This is a genomic window from Rhizobium sp. WYCCWR 11152 (genome assembly GCF_013087615.1).
Taxonomy (GTDB): domain Bacteria; phylum Pseudomonadota; class Alphaproteobacteria; order Rhizobiales; family Rhizobiaceae; genus Rhizobium; species Rhizobium indicum.
Map to the genome: position 1 here is coordinate 135,590 of NZ_JABFCP010000027.1, position 16,579 is coordinate 152,168.

Consider the following 16,579-nt stretch of genomic DNA (forward strand, 5'->3'; position numbering starts at 1 on the left):
CAGCGTCAATTAGCGGCTCCCGCCGCATCTCGCCTCGATGAAAAAATCGCCTGCAGATTGGGGAGAATGATGAACTCTCCGCCCCTTTTCACCAGGCAGTTGATGTAATCGGCGCGCCAGCGCATGCCGACACTCGGCGGGGCCTCGCTCGCGGACTTTGCAAGCGTCGTCACCTCGTTCACCTTGTCGGTCCTGAGGCCGACGAGCGTCTGCTCGCCCTGCAGATCGATCTCGATGACGATGATGCGGCTGTCGATTGTCGCCTCCGCCGCTTCCATCCCGAAGGCGAGACGCAGATCGGCGAGCGGAATGACCTTGCCGCGAAAGTTGATGACGCTGGCGACGAAGGGCTGGCTGCCCGGCACCGCGGTCTCGGGAAGCAGGTCCAGGATTTCCTGGACGATGACCGCTTCCAGCGCGAAGGTTTCGCCGTTGAGATCGAAGGTCAGGACTTCGACTTCCTCGGCATAGTTCCAGTGATTGTCAAATCGTTCGGCTGCTGCTGTTGCACTCATCCTGCTACACGCAATTGCGCCTCCTGTTGCTGACCCGCGGCAACCAGGTGCCCGACGTCGAGAATGAGAGCGACGCTGCCGTCGCCGAGAATGGTGGCGCCCGAGAAGGTCGCGACGTTATTGTGCAGTTTCGACATCGACTTGATGACCGTCTGGTGGTCGCCGATGATCTGGTCGACGACGAGGCCGACGCGCTCCGTGCCTGTGGAGATAACGACGACCTTCTGATGCACATCGGGTTTTGTGCCGGTGCGGAAGAGGTCGCGCAGGCGCAGGAACGGCACCAGGCTGTCGCGCAGCGAGATGAAGCTGCGGCCGCGCGAACGAAGATCTTCCTCGAGCGACAGTTCGAGGCATTCCTCGACCGCCGAGAGCGGGATGACGTAGCGGCCGGAACCGACGCGCACCAGCAGGCCGTCGATGATGGCGAGCGTCAGCGGGATGCGCAGCGACACTTCCGAACCCTGTCCCGGCACGCTGACGATGTCGATCGCGCCGCGGAGCGCCTCGACCGTCTTCTTCACCACGTCCATGCCGACCCCGCGGCCGGACAGATTGGTGATCGCGGCTGCCGTCGAGAAGCCGGGGGCGAAGATCAGCTGCAGCAGCTCGGAGTCGGAAAGCGGCTGGCCGGGCTGGATAAGGCCGGAGGACTCCGCCTTGGCGCGCACCCGTTCACGATTGATGCCGCGGCCGTCGTCCCTGATCGAGATGATCACCTCGCCGCCGGCCTGGCGGGCCGAAAGCGTCACCGTGCCGGCTTCCGTCTTGCCGGAGGCAAGGCGGTCGGCGGGCGTTTCGAGGCCGTGATCGATCGAATTGCGCACCAGATGCACAAGCGGATCGGCCAGACGCTCGATGACGGTTTTGTCGACTTCGGTGCTCTCGCCCTCCGTCACCAGTTCGATCACCTTGCCGGTCTCGCGAGCGAGATCGTGAACGAGGCGGCGGAAGCGGGAGAACAGGGTGGCGACCGGCACCATGCGCAGCACCATCATCGTGTCGCGCAATTCGCCGGAGAGACGTTCGATTTCTTCCGAGACGGAGCGCAGTGCAATATCGGTGCTGGCGCTGGCGAGCTGGCTGAGGCGCGATTGCGCGATGACGAGCTCTCCGACGCGGTCCATCAGTTCGTCGAGACGTTCGGCCGGAACGCGGACATTCTCGGTCGCCTTCGCCTGGCTGACGGCGGCAGGCGCCTCGCGCTTGGCCGGAACCGCCTCGACAGGACGGAACTCCGGGACGGTGGCCGGCGGAACGGGGGCCGCCGATGCCGCGGCGACAGCCGCAGGTGCTACCTTTTCCTTAACCGGAGCGGCGGTTGCCGCTTCCGACGTGTCGATCTCCTCGACGCTGAGTTCCATGTCATCGAGCACGAAGATGAAGACGTCGTCGATCGCCGAGCGGTCCTGCTCGCTGGTCAGCGTCACGTCCCAGGAAATGTGGAGTTCCGTTGGAGCCAGCGCGTCGAGGGGCGGAATGGCCGAGGTGTTGGCGCGCACGGTGCATTCGCCGAGGTCGCGCAGCTCGTCCAGCAGGCCGAGCGGGTTGGTGCCGTTGGCCATCGAATTGGCGGGCAGGCTGAAGCGGATGCGCCAGCAGTTCTTCTTCGCCGCCGCGTCGCGCACCGCTGCGGAAACAGCGGCTGGCGCTGCTGCAGGCGCCGCTTCCTTGCCGCCGACGGCAGCCTGCAGCTGCGCCAGAAGCTTATGCCCGGTATCGCCATGATCGGCGTCCGGCTGGTCGACCAGCGCCCGCATATGGTCCTGGGCGGCGAGAACGGCGGCGACGAGTTCGCTGGTCGCCGCGACCTCGCCCTTGCGGACGCGGTCGAAGGCTGTTTCGCAATGATGGGTGAAGGCGGCGAGCGCCTCGAAACCGAACATCGCGCCGGAGCCCTTGAGCGTGTGGAGGCCGCGGAACACCGCGTCGACGAGATCCTTGTTGTCGAGCTGGTGGGTCAGGTCGAGAAGACCGGCCTCGATCGCTTCGAGGCATTCGGCGGCTTCGGTGCGGAATACGGCGACGGGATCGAGCGTACTCATCGTCCGAGAACCTTCTTCACGATCTTCACCAGGCTTTCCGGGTCGAACGGCTTGGTCAGCCAGCCCGTTGCGCCGGCGGCCTTGGCGCGCGCCTTGAGATCGGCGTCCGATTCCGTCGTCAGGAAGATGATCGGGACGCCGGCCTGCGCCGGCAGCTTGCGCAGTTCCTCGATCATCGTCAGCCCGTCCATGACAGGCATGTTGAGATCGGTCACGATCAGATCGAAGCTGCTGCCCTTGGCCGTCGCGAGGCCCTCTGCCCCATTGACCGCCTCGGTGACGCTATAACCGGCATTGGTCAGCGTGACCTTGGTGGTCAGACGAATGCTGGCGGAATCGTCGACAGTCAGGATATTTGCAGTCATAATGTCACCTCTTTATGCAACCAGAACTTTGCGTCTTCATGATCGAAGGATTCGATGAAACCTGCGCGCTCAAGTACCTTGAGGACCGAGCCGCTGGCCGGCGAAGAAAGCTTGAATGTCTTTCCCTTCGCCTTTGCTTGGCGGCGCGAGGATTCGATAAGTTGAACGAAACTCAGATCCGCTTCCGCGCCTTCGGGAATGCTGATGATGATTGTATCATTACTATGAAATTCATCAGTGAACTTTGAATATAGTTCAGACATGTTACGAATGCTGAGCACGTCCGGTAAATTTATAGATTCGTAATATTGTTTCTGAGTATCCAATGCAGCCTCCTGGGCCAGAAAAATACTTGATGACCCTAAAAGGACTCTCACGACAGCGTTAATGCAGAGTAAACAGCGGTTGTAGGAAACTGCCGTATAGCGCGTTCCGCGACTCCCAATTCTCATCCGGGATAAGTTGTATTTTTTCCTCAAAATTTAAAAATAAATAAAGTAAAAACAGTATGTTGAATCACACCTCACCACCGTGACTCTTTCATCGGAACCTCAACAACATCTTTCGTTAATCACAACGCTGGCGAGTCCCGGCGCGTTTACCGGACGTTTCCATCCTGCCCGTAAAAATAGAGTCGAATTGCCTGTATTTTAAGAAAAGGTATAAAAGTGGCACACGCTCTGGTATCATCGAACGCTGTAGCCTACACATCTGGGCGGGACATCAGCCAGACCCTGGAATCTGCTCGTAGCCAGGTCGAGGAACGTTTCCTCGAAGGCGGCACCGTGCTGCTCTCGGTGATGGATGTACTCAACCGTCTGTTGAACTCGCTCGAGAGTGTCACCACGACGCTCGACAACAAGGAGGCGAGCGACACCAGTGCCGATCTCCGCGCCACGGTGGAGAGCCTGATGGCGCTGCCCGTCACCGAGGAAAACCGGCAGCAGGCGCTCGTCTCGCTGGCGCATACCGGCAAAGAGCTGCGCAAGCACGTCGCTGACATGCAGGAGACGATGCGTTATCTCAGAACCTTCGCGGTGACCGTGAAGATTACCGGTGCCGGCCTTGCCGAATTCGCCGGCTTCGCCCAAGAGATCCTGGAGCGCATCTATTCCGGCACCGATGAGGTCAACCGTTTCGCCACGCACCTCGACAGTCTCGACAAGGAGGTCAAGCTCGCCGCCTCCTTTGGCGCCAGCGTTTCCACGGGCTATGCCGATACTGTTCCGGCCGTCGCCGGAGCCCTGCGCGATGATGCCGCCAAGATCGCCGGACATCGCAAGGATCTCGGCGTCATCGCCCGCGAGGTCGGCGCAATTGCCCGCGCCGTCCAGGGCAAGGTCGCCTCGACGCTGTCCGCCCTGCAGATCGGCGATATCACCCGCCAGCGCATCGAGCATGTGCAGGCCACCTTTTCGCTGCTTGAAGATTTCTTTGCCGGCGAGGATGGCGCCAGACTCGACGCCGGCGCGCGCCAGCGCCTCCAGAACGTCATTCACCATCTGACAGCGGCGCAGATGAGCGACATGTGCGTAAATTTCCAGCGGGATTCCGAAAACGTCGTCAAGACGATCGCGAGTTTCGACCGCGACATGCGGGAGCTTCTCAAGCTGCGCGATCAGATGAGCGGTGAGAGTGGCGAGGCCGGCGGCAACTTCATGCGCGCGCTGGAATCCAGCGTCTCGGCCGCCCATGAAATCGTCAAGCAGGTCGATACGGCAAGCCGCCAGGCCGATCAGGTGAGCCAGTCGACGATCGGTACGGCGGCCAAGCTCTCCGAAGCAATCGGCAACATCCGCGCCGTCAAGACCGACATTCACTATATGGCTTTGAATACCAACCTGCGCTGCAGCCGGCTCGGCGAGGAAGGCAGGTCGATCAACGTCGTCACCGCCGAGCTGCGCATCTTCGCCGGCAAACTCGACGATTCCGCCGACGCCATCGTCAACGGCCTGCCCACGCTCGAAGCTGCGGCCGGGCGCGTCGCCCCCGCCACCGATGCCGGAGCCGGCAACCTCGGAGAAAGCCTGACCTCGGCCGTCGGCAACATCCGCTCTGCAGCCAATGTGATGGAAAACGAGCTAAAGGTGCTCGCCGAGAACGGTCGCGAGGTCGCCACCAAGATCAGCCTGCTGATCGGCAAGCTCGATTTCCAGCATAATCTAGGCGAAGTCCTTGCCGGCTGCGCCGATATGCTCGAAGGGGTCGCCGGCACCGATGTCGCCGATATCTCCGATCTCGCTGAGACGATCGCGCCGCTCGACCGCAAGATCTTCAAGCACTATACGATGGTCCAGGAGCGCAGCATTCATCGCGGTATCATTCCGGCGAGCGAGGACAGCACCTCCGCTCCCGCCGAAACCGCCAAAGCCGAAAACGATGAAGACCTCTTCGCCGATGCGCTTTTTTAGGTTGAAACGCCTGTCGTCGGCCGGGTCGACAAACGGCCGCTATCGCCGCCGGAACTTGTTGGCGGCGTCGATCGCCGCCTTCTGCTGGGTGTCCTCGATGCCGAGGTAGAAATCCTCGAGCGCCGGATCGGCGAGCCCGGCCCGGCGCGACAGCACGTACCACTTCGCCGCCTCGATCGGATTGGGCGCCGTGCCGATCGCATTGATATAGAGATGGGCGAGCTTGTTCTGCGCGGCGACATTGCCGCCATTGGCGGCAAGTTTCAGCCATTCGAAGCCCTTGACGTAATCCTTCGGCCCGCCGACGCCGTTGACGAGCCAGATGCCGAGATCGAGCTGGGCCGTGTCGAAGCCGGCGCGCGCCGCGCGCACCATCCATTCGCGCGCGAGCTTCTTCTTTTCTTCCGGCAGGTCCTTCAGCGTCGCATAGATCTGCGCCACGGCATATTGCGAATCGGCAATGCCCTGCTCGGCCGATTTCTCGTAGAATGGCAGCGCCAGCCTCAGTCCCTTCTCGCCGGGATTGTCGGCGATGAGAAGCTGTGCCCAGTTGAATTCCGCCGAAGGATTGCCGGCCTCGGCCGCCTTGTGCATGTAGTCGTCGGCCTTGACCTTGTCACGCGGCACGCCCTCGCCTTCCATCAGGATCAGCGCATATTTGAACATTGCCGCCGCATCGCCGCCTTCGGCCGCCTTGCCGTACCAGAAGGCAGCGTTCTTCACGTCCTTCTTGACGCCGAGGCCCTGCGAGAGGATTTCGCCGATCAGCGTCTGCGCCGCCGGATCGCCGAGCTGGGCGCGCGGCAGCGCCTTGTCCATTGCCGTCAGGTAATAACCGCGCTGGAAGGCGCCGTAAGCCTCGTCGATCGGCCCCTTGTAATCCTTCTCCGGCGGCAGGTCCGGCAGCTTCGCGCCCATGCGGTCGAATACGCCGACGCCGTCGGAGGGTTGCACGCCCGGGCTGGAAGGCCGATCGGTGCGAAAGGTCGAAGCCGGCCCCGTGCCCGGCTGACTGATGACGCTGTCAGGCGCCTGCGCCAAGGCAATATTCGGCCCGGCCGCAAGGAAGGCGGCCATGCCGGCGAGGAGATATTTCAAATGACGGGCGGGCGGGATCGGCATGAGCGCGATTTCAATCCTCAAACCGTGGCGCTTTTTCGTCAAGCAACGCATTGATCTCGGCAACGACGGACGGCGCCCGGGCGGGCTCGCCGAAAACCGCCAGCCGCATCGCCACGAACTCCGCTCCGGTCTCGGCGACGGCGAGCGCCGAGGCCGGATCGGTGCCGCCCATGACGATGCAGGGGATCTCGATCATCGAGGCCCACCATTCGGCGAGCGCCAGGTTCTTCGGATGCGCCTCCGGCTTGATGTCGCCGTCGAGCTTGCCGAAGAAGATATAGTCCGGCCTGACTTCGCCGATCTCCAGCGCATGGTGCCGGTCGGCCGCGTTGCCGCCGCCGACGATCAGCTTCGGCGCATGTTTGTCGATCGCCTCCGAAAGGGCCTCCGCATTGCCGGAAAGGTGCAGGCCGTCGGCCTTCGCCCGACCTGCGACACGGCTGTCGCCTGCAATCAGCGCGGCGGCGCCAGCGCCCTGGATCAACGGCACCAGCTTTTCGGCATGTTTCTGGAAGGTGCCGTCGTCGAGCCCGTATTGCGGCACGATCACCGAAGCGACATCGCCGCCCTTGAGCGCGTCGGCGACGATCTTTGCCTGTTCATCGGCATCGGCGATATCGGCTACGATGAGCACAAGGCGGCAGCGGTTTTCCGGTTCGGTCATGGGGTCTTTCCGTTTCCTGCGAATTCCCCTTCGAAATGAGGGATCCGCACTCGTTTTGTGTGAGTAGTTCCGTTAGACGAGGCTTGCAAGAGGAGGACGTCGAAAGCATGCCGCAGGATTTGTTATTCTACTACGCCGCCGTGCCCGCCGTTCTGCTGGTGGGCCTCGCAAAGGGCGGCATGGGCGACGCTTTGTCGCTGATCGGCTTGCCCTTCCTCGCCCTTGTCGTCTCGCCGGTCGAGGCGGCGGCCATCCTGCTACCGATCCTGGTTTTCATGGACATGATCTCGCTCGTCATCTGGCGCAAGCATGGCGACTGGACGACGCTGAAGATCATGCTGCCCGGCGCCTTCACCGGCATTGCGCTGGGCTGGGCGACCTCGGCTCTGGTTCCGGGCAACTTGCTGCGCATCGTCATCGGCGCGGTGACCATCCTCTTCTGCCTGCGCTATTTCTGGAGCAATTTCGGCCCGGGCGCCGGCAAGGTGATCCCGCCGCGCAGCCAGCGGCCGGTAGCCGCCAGCCTCTGGGGAACATTTTCCGGTTATGGCAGCTTCGTCGCCCATGCCGGCGGTGCGCCCTTCCAGATCTATGCCCTGCCGCTCAAATTGCAGCCACGCGAATATACCGGCACCAGCGTGCGCTTCTTCGCGATCCTCAACGCTGTCAAGCTGATCCCCTATTTCGCGCTCGGCCAGCTCGGCACCCAGAACCTTGCGACCTCCGCAACGCTTCTGCCCTTTGCTCCGCTCGCCACCATTGCCGGCGCCTGGTGCGTGCGCCGCATGAGGCCACAGATCTTCTATCCCTTCATCTATACAATGGCGCTGATCGCCGCCTTCCTGATCGTGCACGAGGGCCTTGGCTGGTAAGAGGCCTACAGCGCCGCTGCACTTCGCATTGCTGCAATTCGCTGCAATGCACAATTTCCTTGCTGGCGCGGCCGGTTTGACGTAGCGTTGCTGCCATGTCGAACACCGACCCTTTCTCTGCGATTGCCGATCCGAACCGGCGGTTTCTGCTGGAGGAATTGCGTCGCGCGCCACGGACGGTCAATGAGCTCGCCGAAGGCCTGCCGATCAGCCGTCCAGCTGTTTCACAGCACCTGAAGGCGCTTCTCGACAGCAATCTCGTTTCCGTGACCTCGGAAGGCACCAAACGCATCTACACGGTCAATAACCGCGGCTTCGACAAGCTCAATTTGTGGCTGGATCAGTTCTGGGCCTGATGCAAGTTCCCATAAGATCTGGGGATACGATGCGAATCATAAGAACGCGATGTGGGACGTGACAGACCCAAAAGCGCCAGCCACGATGCCGGATGCATCGGACTGGCGCAAATATGGTGTCAAATCACCGGTTCTTGCAAATTTTTGGCGGAATGGATGGATTTACCTTGTTGCGCAAGATGATCGCCCGGCGACCCTTGGGAAGATTAGTGGACGGATGACTTAAGACGCTGAATCTCGTCCTTGATGCGCAACTTGCGGCGCTTGCATTCGGCAAGCTCCGTATCCGAAATAGAGGGAGATGTTCTGAGCGCGTGCAACTCCTCCTCGAGAGCGACATGCTTTTTCTGGAGTGACTCAAGATGAGCTTGAACAGTCATATGACCCTTCCTTCCTCTTACCCTCCCCGGCCAACATCGTCGGGGATCAAGGTGTCAACGGGCGGGACTGTGACATATTTTTGAAGGCTTGTCGAAGGCCAAAAGATGAAGACTGGATGGCAATTTCATGATCAAGACTAACTAGCCGTTACCTGTATTTGATGATAGGAGCTTGCGGAAATCATCGCCAGATCGGACAAGGTCCAAGGACGATAACGGGGAATGCATATGGCCGATCAGGAACAGGCGGAAATCAGGCTCATAGTGGCGCGCCTGCGCCAGGAGCACGAAGATTTCGACGCCGCGATCAACGCCATGATCCAGACCGGATGCGACGCTCTGCGGATCCAGCGCATGAAAAAGAAGAAGCTCGTTATCAAGGACAGGCTCTCCAAGCTGGAAGATCAGATCATCCCTGACATCATCGCCTGAGAGGGAATAACAGCAACGATGACAGACAGACCACCCGTCGCCATCATCATGGGCAGCCAGTCCGACTGGGAGACCATGAAAAACGCCGCCGACACGCTGGAGGCGCTGGAAATTCCCTATGACGCGCGCATCATTTCGGCCCACCGCACAGTCGACCGGCTGGTCAATTTCGCCAAGGGCGCACGCGCGGAGGGCTTCAAGGTCATCATCGCCGGCGCCGGCGGCGCCGCCCACCTGCCGGGAATGACCGCCGCGATGACGCCGCTGCCGGTCTTCGGCGTGCCGGTCCAGTCGAAAGCCCTGTCCGGCCAGGACAGCCTCCTTTCCATCGTGCAGATGCCGGCCGGTATCCCTGTCGGTACGCTCGCCATCGGCAAGGCCGGCGCAGTCAACGCTGCCCTTCTCGCCGCCGCCGTGCTAGCCCTTTCCGACGAAGAAATCGCCGACCGGCTCGACGAATGGCGCGAGCGCCAGAGTGCTGCCGTCGCCGAATACCCGATGGACGATCTATGACGGCACGAACGATCGGCATTATCGGCGGCGGCCAGCTCGGCCGCATGCTGGCCATTGCCGCCGCCAGGTTGAATTTTCGCACGGTCATCCTCGAGCCGCAGGCGGACTGCCCGGCCGCCCAGCTCGCCAACCGGCAGATTACCGCCGCCTATGACGATCCCTCGGCACTGGCCGAACTCGCCGATATCTGCGACGTCGTCACCTACGAATTCGAGAACGTGCCCGTCGCAGCCGCCGAAACGCTGTCGGCGAGCGTGTCTGTCTATCCGCCGCCGAAGGCGCTGGAAGCCGCCCAGGACCGCCTCGTCGAAAAACGCTTTCTCAATGGCTGCGGCATATCAACTGCCCGCTTCCATGCGATCGACAGCCAGGCCGATCTCGAGGCGGCACTGAAGGATTTCGGCGGCCAGGGCGTGCTGAAGACCCGCCGTCTCGGTTATGACGGCAAGGGCCAGAAGGTTTTCCGCTCGGCCGCAGACAGCCCGGATGGCGCCTATGCAGCACTTGGCGGCGTGCCGCTCATCCTCGAAAGCTTCGTTGCCTTCGAGCGCGAGGTCTCGATCATCGCCGCCCGCGCCACCGACGGTACGGTCGTCTGCTTCGATCCCGCCGAGAATGTCCACCGCAACGGCATCCTCCACACCTCGACGGTTCCCGCTGCGATCTCTGCGCCGGCGGCGGACGCTGCGCGCCAATCGGCCGAGAAAATCCTTGCCGCGTTGAACTATGTCGGCGTCATCGGCATCGAATTCTTCGTGCTTGCCGATGGCGGCCTGGTCGCCAACGAGATGGCACCACGTGTCCACAACTCCGGTCACTGGACGGAAGCCGCCTGCGTCGTCAGCCAGTTCGAGCAGCATATCCGCGCCGTTGCCGGCCTGCCGCTCGGCAATGCCGAGCGCCATTCCGACTGCGTCATGCAGAACCTGATCGGCGACGATATCCTTGCCGTTCCCGACTGGCTGCGGCGCCCCGATACGCTGGTTCATCTCTATGGCAAGACCGAGTGGCGCCCCGGGCGCAAGATGGGCCATGTCACCACCTTGACGCCGAAATCGCCGGTTTTGGCCTGAGAAAACACCCCTGTACCTTGGGAAAAACACCTTCGTGTGGTTGACACGGAAAAGGTGACGGGGTATCTGCTCCCCCACCTAAACAGCGCGCCCGATGGCGCGCTTTTGATTGTTAAAGATACGGGCGAATGTGAATTCCCCCATAGAGATCGCGGATCAGAAAAATGAAGATCAAGAATTCGCTCAAGTCGCTCAAGGCTCGTCACCGTGACAACCGTCTGGTTCGCCGCAAGGGCCGCATGTACATCATCAACAAGCTGAACCCGCGCTTCAAGGCTCGTCAGGGCTGATTTCGCGCGTCCGGATCGCCACGCCGCGTGAGCTTGCGTCGGCAGATATATCCGGTGGGTCGCTGCGGTGATCACGTCAAATTTGTTTGATCTTCGGCGCTGGCGGGCTAATATACCCGCCATGCGCTTTTTTGCTTTGACATCAGCGGCGGTGCCGCTCGCCCTCATTCTCCTCACCTCCTCCTTTCCGGCCGCCGCCGCGGAACAGCCGGCCGCCGCCGCGAAAAAGGACGTCATCGTCGAGCAGGCGGATGCCAACAATGCGCCGAAGCAGCACCTCGACCAGCTCTTCAGCCAGCTGAAGCGTGAACGCGATCCCGAAAAGGCCAGCGGCATCGCCAATGAAATCCGCATGGAATGGAACGATTCCGGCAGTGCCACCGTCAATCTGCTGATGCAGTGGGCCGACAAGGCGATCGAGGAGAAGCGCAATCCCGCGGCTCTCGATTTCCTCGACGAGGCGATCGCGTTGAAGCCCGATTATGCCGAAAGCTGGAACCGCCGCGCCACGCTGAATTTCGTCATGGGAAATTATCGCAAGTCGATGTCCGACATCGAACGTGTGCTCGATCTCGAGCCGCGCCATTTCGGCGCGCTCTCCGGCATGGCGGCGATCCTCAGCAATTCCGGCAACGACCAGCTGACCTTGAAGGCGTGGGAGCGTTTTCTCGATATCTATCCCGCCGAACGCACCGCGCAGGAACAGGCCAACACGCTTGCGGAAAAACTTGCCGGCAACCGCACATGATTCCCGGTCAGCGATCTTGACGTCGGATCACGCTGCACAATTTTAGAATAGAGAGGGAACGATGTGGCGGTTGTCCGCCGCAGGACGTCCCGCAATTATCGCTCGTTGAGATCATGCTTGCAGAAGTTTCCGCTCTTCTCGCCCCGCTCGCCGCCGCCATCGGTTACTCCACTTATAAGGCGCGGCAATTCGAACACGCCTATCCGAATATCGGCGAACTGACGGATGTCGGCGGCTACCGCATGAATGCCGTCCACGTCGAGCGTCCCGAAAATGCGGATCTGCCGGCGCTGGTCTTCATTCACGGCGCCAGCGGCAATCTGCTCGACCAGGTCGTTGCCTTCCGCGCCGCACTCGAAGGCCGGGCGGAAATGCTGTTCGTCGATCGCCCCGGTCATGGCTATTCCGAACGCGGCGGCCTTGAGAACGCCGTCCCCTCCGGCCAGGCAGATGCAATCGCCAGGCTGATGGAGAAGCGCGGCATCGGGAAGGCGATCATCGTCGGCCATTCCTTCGGCGGCGCGATCACCGCCGCCTTCGGCCTGCGCCATCCTGACAAGACCGCCGGTCTGCTCTTCCTCGCGCCCGCCACCCATCCATGGCCGGGCGGCATCGACTGGTACTATCACGTGGCAACCGTACCGATCGTCGGCTGGCTCTTCAACCACGCGATCGTCGTGCCGCTCGGGCTCAGCCGGCTGGAGCGCGGCACGCTGAATGTCTTCCGCCCCAATCCTCGCCCGGCCGATTACATCGAAAAAACCGGTCCGTCGCTGGTGCTACGCCCCAGCGCCTTCCACAACAATGCCGCCGATTTCAAAAGACTGCTCGCCTATGTGAAGGAGCAGTCGCTGCTCTATTCGCAGATCACCGCGCCGACCATCATCATAACGGGCGACCGCGACGAGATCGTCTGGGAACACCTGCATTCACGCGGCCTTGCCCGCGATATATCAGGCTCCGAGCTCATTACCGTCAGCGGCGTCGGCCACAAGCCGGATTACCTCGCAACCGATGTCGCCATCGCCGCCATGGAGAAGATATCAGGCAAGCCGCGCGACCTGCAGGCAATCGCCCGCAAGGCCGAAGAAAGGCTTGCCGCCACCTCACGCGATCGGACGGTCGCAACCGTGCCGTCGTTGAGGCCAGGCGCCCTGCCCGGCGTATGACCTCTCCGGCTTGGATTTCCGGTCGGCGACAGCCTGAAGCCTACCTCACGCGCTGAGACGCACACCCCCGTCACAGGTGATGACGTGGCCGCTCATGAAACCGTTTCCGATCAGGAAGGCGATCGCCTCCGCAATATCCTCCGGCCTGCCGACACGGCCGACCGGCGTGCGGCCGGCGAAATCCGCAAAGACGCCGCCGCGCTGCTCGGGCGGCAGGAAATTCCACCACGGCGTATCGACGACCCCGGGAGAAACGCCGTTGACGCGCAGTGGCTTCAGCTCGGCGGCAAGCACCGGCACCATCGCCTCGATGCCGGCATTGACGGCCGCAAGCCCAGCCGTTCCGGGCATCGCAGCCTGCGCGCTGACCGCCGAGACGAAGGTGATGCTGCCGCCTGGCTGCAGCAGCGGCGACGCCGCCTGCGCCGCTGCGGCATGAGGAATGAGCTTGGTCTGGAACCCGGCGAGCAGATCCGCCATGTCGAGCGTCGCGAAGGGTCCGGCGCCATGACCGCTGCCCATCGCCAGCACGAGATGGCCGAACGCGCCGATCCCGGCGAAGGCCTCTCCGAGGCTTGAAAGCTTCGCCGCATCGAGCACCAGGCTGCGCGGATCACCATCGAGCGAAGCCTTCGCCGCCGCGAGCTTTTCGCCGTCGCGGCCTGCAATGGTGACCGTATATCCCTGTTTCAAAAGTAATTTCGCCGTGGCAAGGCCGATGCCGGAAGAACCGCCGATGACGACCACATGCTGCAAAGACATGATGCTGCTCCTTGAATTGAACGATCCGCAGGCGCTTCGACCACCTGCGACACCTCAATCATGCGCGGCCTGAAAACGGCAAACAGTTCCAGTTTTATCCTGGTATCGATACTGATATGATCGGCGCCATGGACCAGAGATCCGACACATTCGAAGCACGCCGCCGCGAATTTGCGGCCTTCCTGCGCTCTCGCCGCGAGCGGCTGGCACCCTCCGATGTCGGCCTGCCCGAGGGTTTTCGTCGGCGCACGCCGGGTCTGAGGCGCGAGGAGCTTGCCATGCTCGCCGGCGTCGGCACCACCTGGTACACATGGCTGGAACAGGGCCGCGACATCAGGCCCTCCGCGCAGGTGCTCAACGCCCTTGCCGATGCGCTGCGCCTCGACGAGGCAGAGCGCCGGCATCTCTTCACTCTCAACAATCGCCAGGTGCCGGAGACAGTGTCGGCGGCACCGGAATGCGTCGACGAGCCGCTGCAACGCATGCTCGCCAACCTGACCCACCAGCCGGCCTATGTGCTCGGCCGCCGATGGGATGTGCTCGCCTGGAACCGCGCCGCCGACATGCTATTCGGCGGCTATGACACGCTCGACCGCGACGAACGCAACATCATGCATCGTCTCTTCGCCGACCCGGCGCATCGCCGGCTGCTCGTCGATTGGGAATCGGTTGCCCGCGTCTCGCTGGCGATGTTCCGCGCCGACAGCGCGCGTTATGCCGGCGATCCGGATTTCGATCGGCTGATCGCGCTGCTGAAGCAAGCAAGCCCTGAATTTCGTGATTGGTGGCAGCGCCATGAGGTCGTCAACCCGCTATCCGGCATCAAGCGCATCAACCATCCCGTCAAGGGCCGCATGTCATTCGAACATACCGGCCTGACACTGACCAGTCGGCCGGAGATGAAGCTCATCGTCTATACGCCCCTCGATGACGACGACACCAACCGGAAACTCGCCGAACTGCTGACGCTCTAGATTTTGTTTTTACGTAAGTCGTCGCCGCAAACTCGCGACATACTTTGCGCGACATGTTTTAAAGCCAACCCCTTGCATTGCCTCGGGCTGTCGCAGCCCCATATGTTTTTCCATCATTGTCCATAGGAGGGGAAATCATGGGCCGCCTGCATATCGGGACGATCTCCGTCATATCAGCATTGTCGCTGAGCCTGACCTCGGCTTTTGCCGCCTCGCCTGCGCCCGTCGAAGCCGAGCACGGCATGGTCGTCACCGCCCAGCATCTGGCGACTGATGTCGGCGTCGAGGTGCTGAAAAGCGGAGGCAACGCCGTCGATGCGGCGGTCGCCGTCGGTTATGCGCTGGCAGTCGTCTATCCCGCGGCCGGCAATCTCGGCGGCGGCGGCTTCATGACCATCCGCCTGAAGGACGGCACGAAGACTTTCCTCGATTTTCGCGAACGCGCACCGCTTGCCGCAATGAAGACCATGTATCTGGATGCCAAGGGCGATATCGTGCCGCGCGCCAGCCTCGACGGTTATCTTGCCGTCGGCGTGCCGGGCTCCGTCATGGGCTTCGAGACCGCGCGCGAGAAATACGGCACCAAACCGCGCGAAGAATTGATCGCACCGGCGCTCCGCTTCGCCAAGGAAGGTTTCACGCTGGAACAGGGCGACGCCGCAAGTTTCGCCGGCAACGCCAAGCGCCTCGCCAAGGATGAAGCCACGGCAAAGATCTTCCTGAAACCTGATGGTAAACCCTATGCATCCGGCGAAAAACTCCAGCAACCGGACCTTGCCGCCGTCCTGGCAGGCATTTCCGAAAAAGGCCCCGACGCCTTCTACAAGGCCGCGCCCGCCGAGGCGATCGTCAAGGCGAGCCAGGCCAATGGCGGCATCCTCGCCAAGGAGGATTTCGAGCAATATGCCGTGCGCGAGCTGAAGCCGATCGAGTGCAACTATCGCGGCTACGACATCATCTCCTCGCCGCCGCCGTCTTCCGGCGGCGTCATCATCTGCGAGATCCTCAACGTTCTGGAAGGCTACCCGCTCTCCTATCTGGGCTATAACTCGGCCGAAACCGTGCACATCATGGTCGAGGCGATGCGCTATGCCTATGTCGACCGCAATGCTGCGCTCGGCGATCCCGATTTCGTCGAGAACCCGGTCACAACGCTGCTCGACAAGAAGTATGCTTTGGAGATCGCCGCCAAGATCGACCCTTACAAGGCCGGCACCTCGGCGAACCTGAAACCGCTCGGCGGCAAGGAAAGCACCGAGACCACGCATTATTCGATCATCGACGACGAGGGCAATGCGGTCGCCGTCACCTATACGCTGAATGGCTCCTTCGGTGCCGCCGTTGTAGCGCCCGGCACCGGTGTGCTGCTGAACAACGAAATGGACGATTTCACCTCCAAGCCCGGCGTGCCGAACCTCTACGGACTGGTGCAGGGCGAGGCCAATGCCATCGCCCCGAAGAAGACGCCGCTCTCCTCGATGAGCCCGACGATCGTCACCCGGGACGGCAAACCCTTTATGGTGATCGGCAGCCCCGGCGGCTCGCGCATCATTACCATCACGCTGGAAGCGATCCTCAATGTCGTCGATTTCGGCATGGATATCAGCCAGGCGGTCAACGCCCCGCGTCTCCACCACCAATGGCAGCCCGACAAGGTCTTTCTCGAACCCTATGCGCTCTCGCCGGATACGGAAAAGACACTCGCCGCCATGGGCTACAGCTTCGATGGCGGCAATGACGCGCCGCAATGGGGCCAGGCCGCCGGCATCCTCGTCGGCGGTAAAAGCCTTGCTGCCATCGAAAAGGGTGGCGGTGCCCGCTACAACGGCGCCATGGACAGCCGCGCGGCAGAAGGGTCGGCAAGCGGCTACTGACGTTTCGGGGATCG

General features: G+C 62.0%; 19 protein-coding genes. 11 read left to right on the top strand and 8 right to left on the bottom strand.

The genetic code is table 11. The features are described from left to right. Positions 1 to 5: 5 nt before the first annotated feature. From G9X67_RS32920 to G9X67_RS32935, 4 genes are read right to left on the bottom strand one after another with little or no spacing between them, the layout of a single operon-like run. Positions 6 to 515: a chemotaxis protein CheW gene (locus G9X67_RS32920; RefSeq protein WP_003542822.1), complete on the bottom strand. Its 510-nt coding sequence runs from the start codon at positions 513 to 515 to the stop codon at positions 6 to 8. Then, the gene (locus G9X67_RS32925) at positions 512 to 2,560 is read right to left on the bottom strand and encodes a chemotaxis protein CheA (RefSeq protein WP_171600628.1); all 2,049 of its coding nucleotides are present in this window, start codon (positions 2,558 to 2,560) and stop codon (positions 512 to 514) included. Before G9X67_RS32925 ends, G9X67_RS32920 begins: the two co-directional genes overlap by 4 nt. Further along, complete coding sequence (locus G9X67_RS32930) at positions 2,557 to 2,925, bottom strand: response regulator (RefSeq protein WP_003542824.1); 369 nt, start codon at positions 2,923 to 2,925, stop codon at positions 2,557 to 2,559. Before G9X67_RS32930 ends, G9X67_RS32925 begins: the two co-directional genes overlap by 4 nt. Continuing rightward, on the bottom strand, positions 2,922 to 3,251 hold the full coding sequence (locus G9X67_RS32935) for an STAS domain-containing protein (RefSeq protein WP_171600629.1): 330 nt from the start codon (positions 3,249 to 3,251) through the stop codon (positions 2,922 to 2,924). The genes G9X67_RS32930 and G9X67_RS32935 overlap by 4 nt, the downstream gene beginning before the upstream one ends. A gap of 342 nt (positions 3,252 to 3,593) precedes the next feature. Here G9X67_RS32935 and G9X67_RS32940 point away from each other — a divergent pair, with 342 nt between their 5' ends. Then, complete coding sequence (locus G9X67_RS32940; protein ID WP_171600630.1) at positions 3,594 to 5,336, top strand: chemotaxis protein; 1,743 nt, start codon at positions 3,594 to 3,596, stop codon at positions 5,334 to 5,336. Positions 5,337 to 5,375: 39 nt separating this feature from the next. Here G9X67_RS32940 and G9X67_RS32945 read toward each other — a convergent pair whose 3' ends face one another. Both G9X67_RS32945 and G9X67_RS32950 read right to left on the bottom strand, forming a co-directional pair. Continuing rightward, positions 5,376 to 6,458 carry a tetratricopeptide repeat protein gene (locus G9X67_RS32945; protein ID WP_138333393.1) on the bottom strand — a complete coding sequence of 361 codons (1,083 nt, stop codon included), beginning with the start codon at positions 6,456 to 6,458 and terminating at the stop codon, positions 5,376 to 5,378. Between the two features lie 10 nt (positions 6,459 to 6,468). Next, positions 6,469 to 7,122, bottom strand: a complete 654-nt coding sequence (locus G9X67_RS32950) for a thiamine phosphate synthase (RefSeq protein ID WP_171600631.1) — start codon at positions 7,120 to 7,122, stop codon at positions 6,469 to 6,471. Between the two features lie 107 nt (positions 7,123 to 7,229). Between G9X67_RS32950 and G9X67_RS32955 the strand changes: the two genes are divergently transcribed. Continuing rightward, positions 7,230 to 7,994 (top strand): sulfite exporter TauE/SafE family protein, encoded by a 765-nt coding sequence (locus tag G9X67_RS32955; RefSeq protein ID WP_171600632.1) that lies wholly within the window; start codon positions 7,230 to 7,232, stop codon positions 7,992 to 7,994. 95 nt (positions 7,995 to 8,089) lie between these two features. Next, on the top strand, positions 8,090 to 8,350 hold the full coding sequence (locus G9X67_RS32960) for a metalloregulator ArsR/SmtB family transcription factor (RefSeq protein ID WP_003542830.1): 261 nt from the start codon (positions 8,090 to 8,092) through the stop codon (positions 8,348 to 8,350). Positions 8,351 to 8,556: 206 nt separating this feature from the next. Here G9X67_RS32960 and G9X67_RS32965 read toward each other — a convergent pair whose 3' ends face one another. After that, positions 8,557 to 8,730, bottom strand: coding sequence for a DUF465 domain-containing protein (locus tag G9X67_RS32965; protein ID WP_003542831.1), 174 nt, complete (start codon positions 8,728 to 8,730; stop codon positions 8,557 to 8,559). 228 nt (positions 8,731 to 8,958) lie between these two features. On the opposite strand from G9X67_RS32965, the gene G9X67_RS32970 reads away from it, so the two are divergent. The 6 genes from G9X67_RS32970 (at position 8,959) to G9X67_RS32995 (ending at position 12,955) form a co-directional block, all read left to right on the top strand. Then, positions 8,959 to 9,162 (top strand): YdcH family protein, encoded by a 204-nt coding sequence (locus tag G9X67_RS32970; RefSeq protein WP_003542832.1) that lies wholly within the window; start codon positions 8,959 to 8,961, stop codon positions 9,160 to 9,162. A gap of 18 nt (positions 9,163 to 9,180) precedes the next feature. Further along, on the top strand, positions 9,181 to 9,675 hold the full coding sequence (gene purE / locus G9X67_RS32975; RefSeq protein ID WP_011653459.1) for a 5-(carboxyamino)imidazole ribonucleotide mutase: 495 nt from the start codon (positions 9,181 to 9,183) through the stop codon (positions 9,673 to 9,675). Further along, positions 9,672 to 10,748, top strand: a complete 1,077-nt coding sequence (locus G9X67_RS32980) for a 5-(carboxyamino)imidazole ribonucleotide synthase (protein WP_003542834.1) — start codon at positions 9,672 to 9,674, stop codon at positions 10,746 to 10,748. Before purE ends, G9X67_RS32980 begins: the two co-directional genes overlap by 4 nt. 164 nt (positions 10,749 to 10,912) lie before the next feature. Continuing rightward, positions 10,913 to 11,038, top strand: coding sequence for a type B 50S ribosomal protein L36 (gene ykgO, locus G9X67_RS32985; RefSeq protein ID WP_003542835.1), 126 nt, complete (start codon positions 10,913 to 10,915; stop codon positions 11,036 to 11,038). 112 nt (positions 11,039 to 11,150) lie between these two features. After that, on the top strand, positions 11,151 to 11,786 hold the full coding sequence (locus tag G9X67_RS32990; protein ID WP_171600719.1) for a hypothetical protein: 636 nt from the start codon (positions 11,151 to 11,153) through the stop codon (positions 11,784 to 11,786). Between the two features lie 113 nt (positions 11,787 to 11,899). Next, on the top strand, positions 11,900 to 12,955 hold the full coding sequence (locus tag G9X67_RS32995) for an alpha/beta hydrolase (protein ID WP_138390532.1): 1,056 nt from the start codon (positions 11,900 to 11,902) through the stop codon (positions 12,953 to 12,955). 45 nt (positions 12,956 to 13,000) lie between these two features. Here the strand turns inward: G9X67_RS32995 and G9X67_RS33000 are convergent, their stop codons facing one another. Then, the gene (locus tag G9X67_RS33000; RefSeq protein ID WP_171600633.1) at positions 13,001 to 13,717 is read right to left on the bottom strand and encodes an SDR family oxidoreductase; all 717 of its coding nucleotides are present in this window, start codon (positions 13,715 to 13,717) and stop codon (positions 13,001 to 13,003) included. A 116-nt stretch (positions 13,718 to 13,833) separates the two neighbouring features. Here G9X67_RS33000 and G9X67_RS33005 point away from each other — a divergent pair, with 116 nt between their 5' ends. Together G9X67_RS33005 and ggt are read left to right on the top strand one after the other, a co-directional pair. After that, positions 13,834 to 14,691, top strand: coding sequence for a helix-turn-helix transcriptional regulator (locus G9X67_RS33005; protein ID WP_171600634.1), 858 nt, complete (start codon positions 13,834 to 13,836; stop codon positions 14,689 to 14,691). A 137-nt stretch (positions 14,692 to 14,828) separates the two neighbouring features. Then, positions 14,829 to 16,565, top strand: a complete 1,737-nt coding sequence (gene ggt / locus G9X67_RS33010; RefSeq protein ID WP_138390535.1) for a gamma-glutamyltransferase — start codon at positions 14,829 to 14,831, stop codon at positions 16,563 to 16,565. The last annotated feature ends 14 nt before the right edge of the window (positions 16,566 to 16,579 follow it).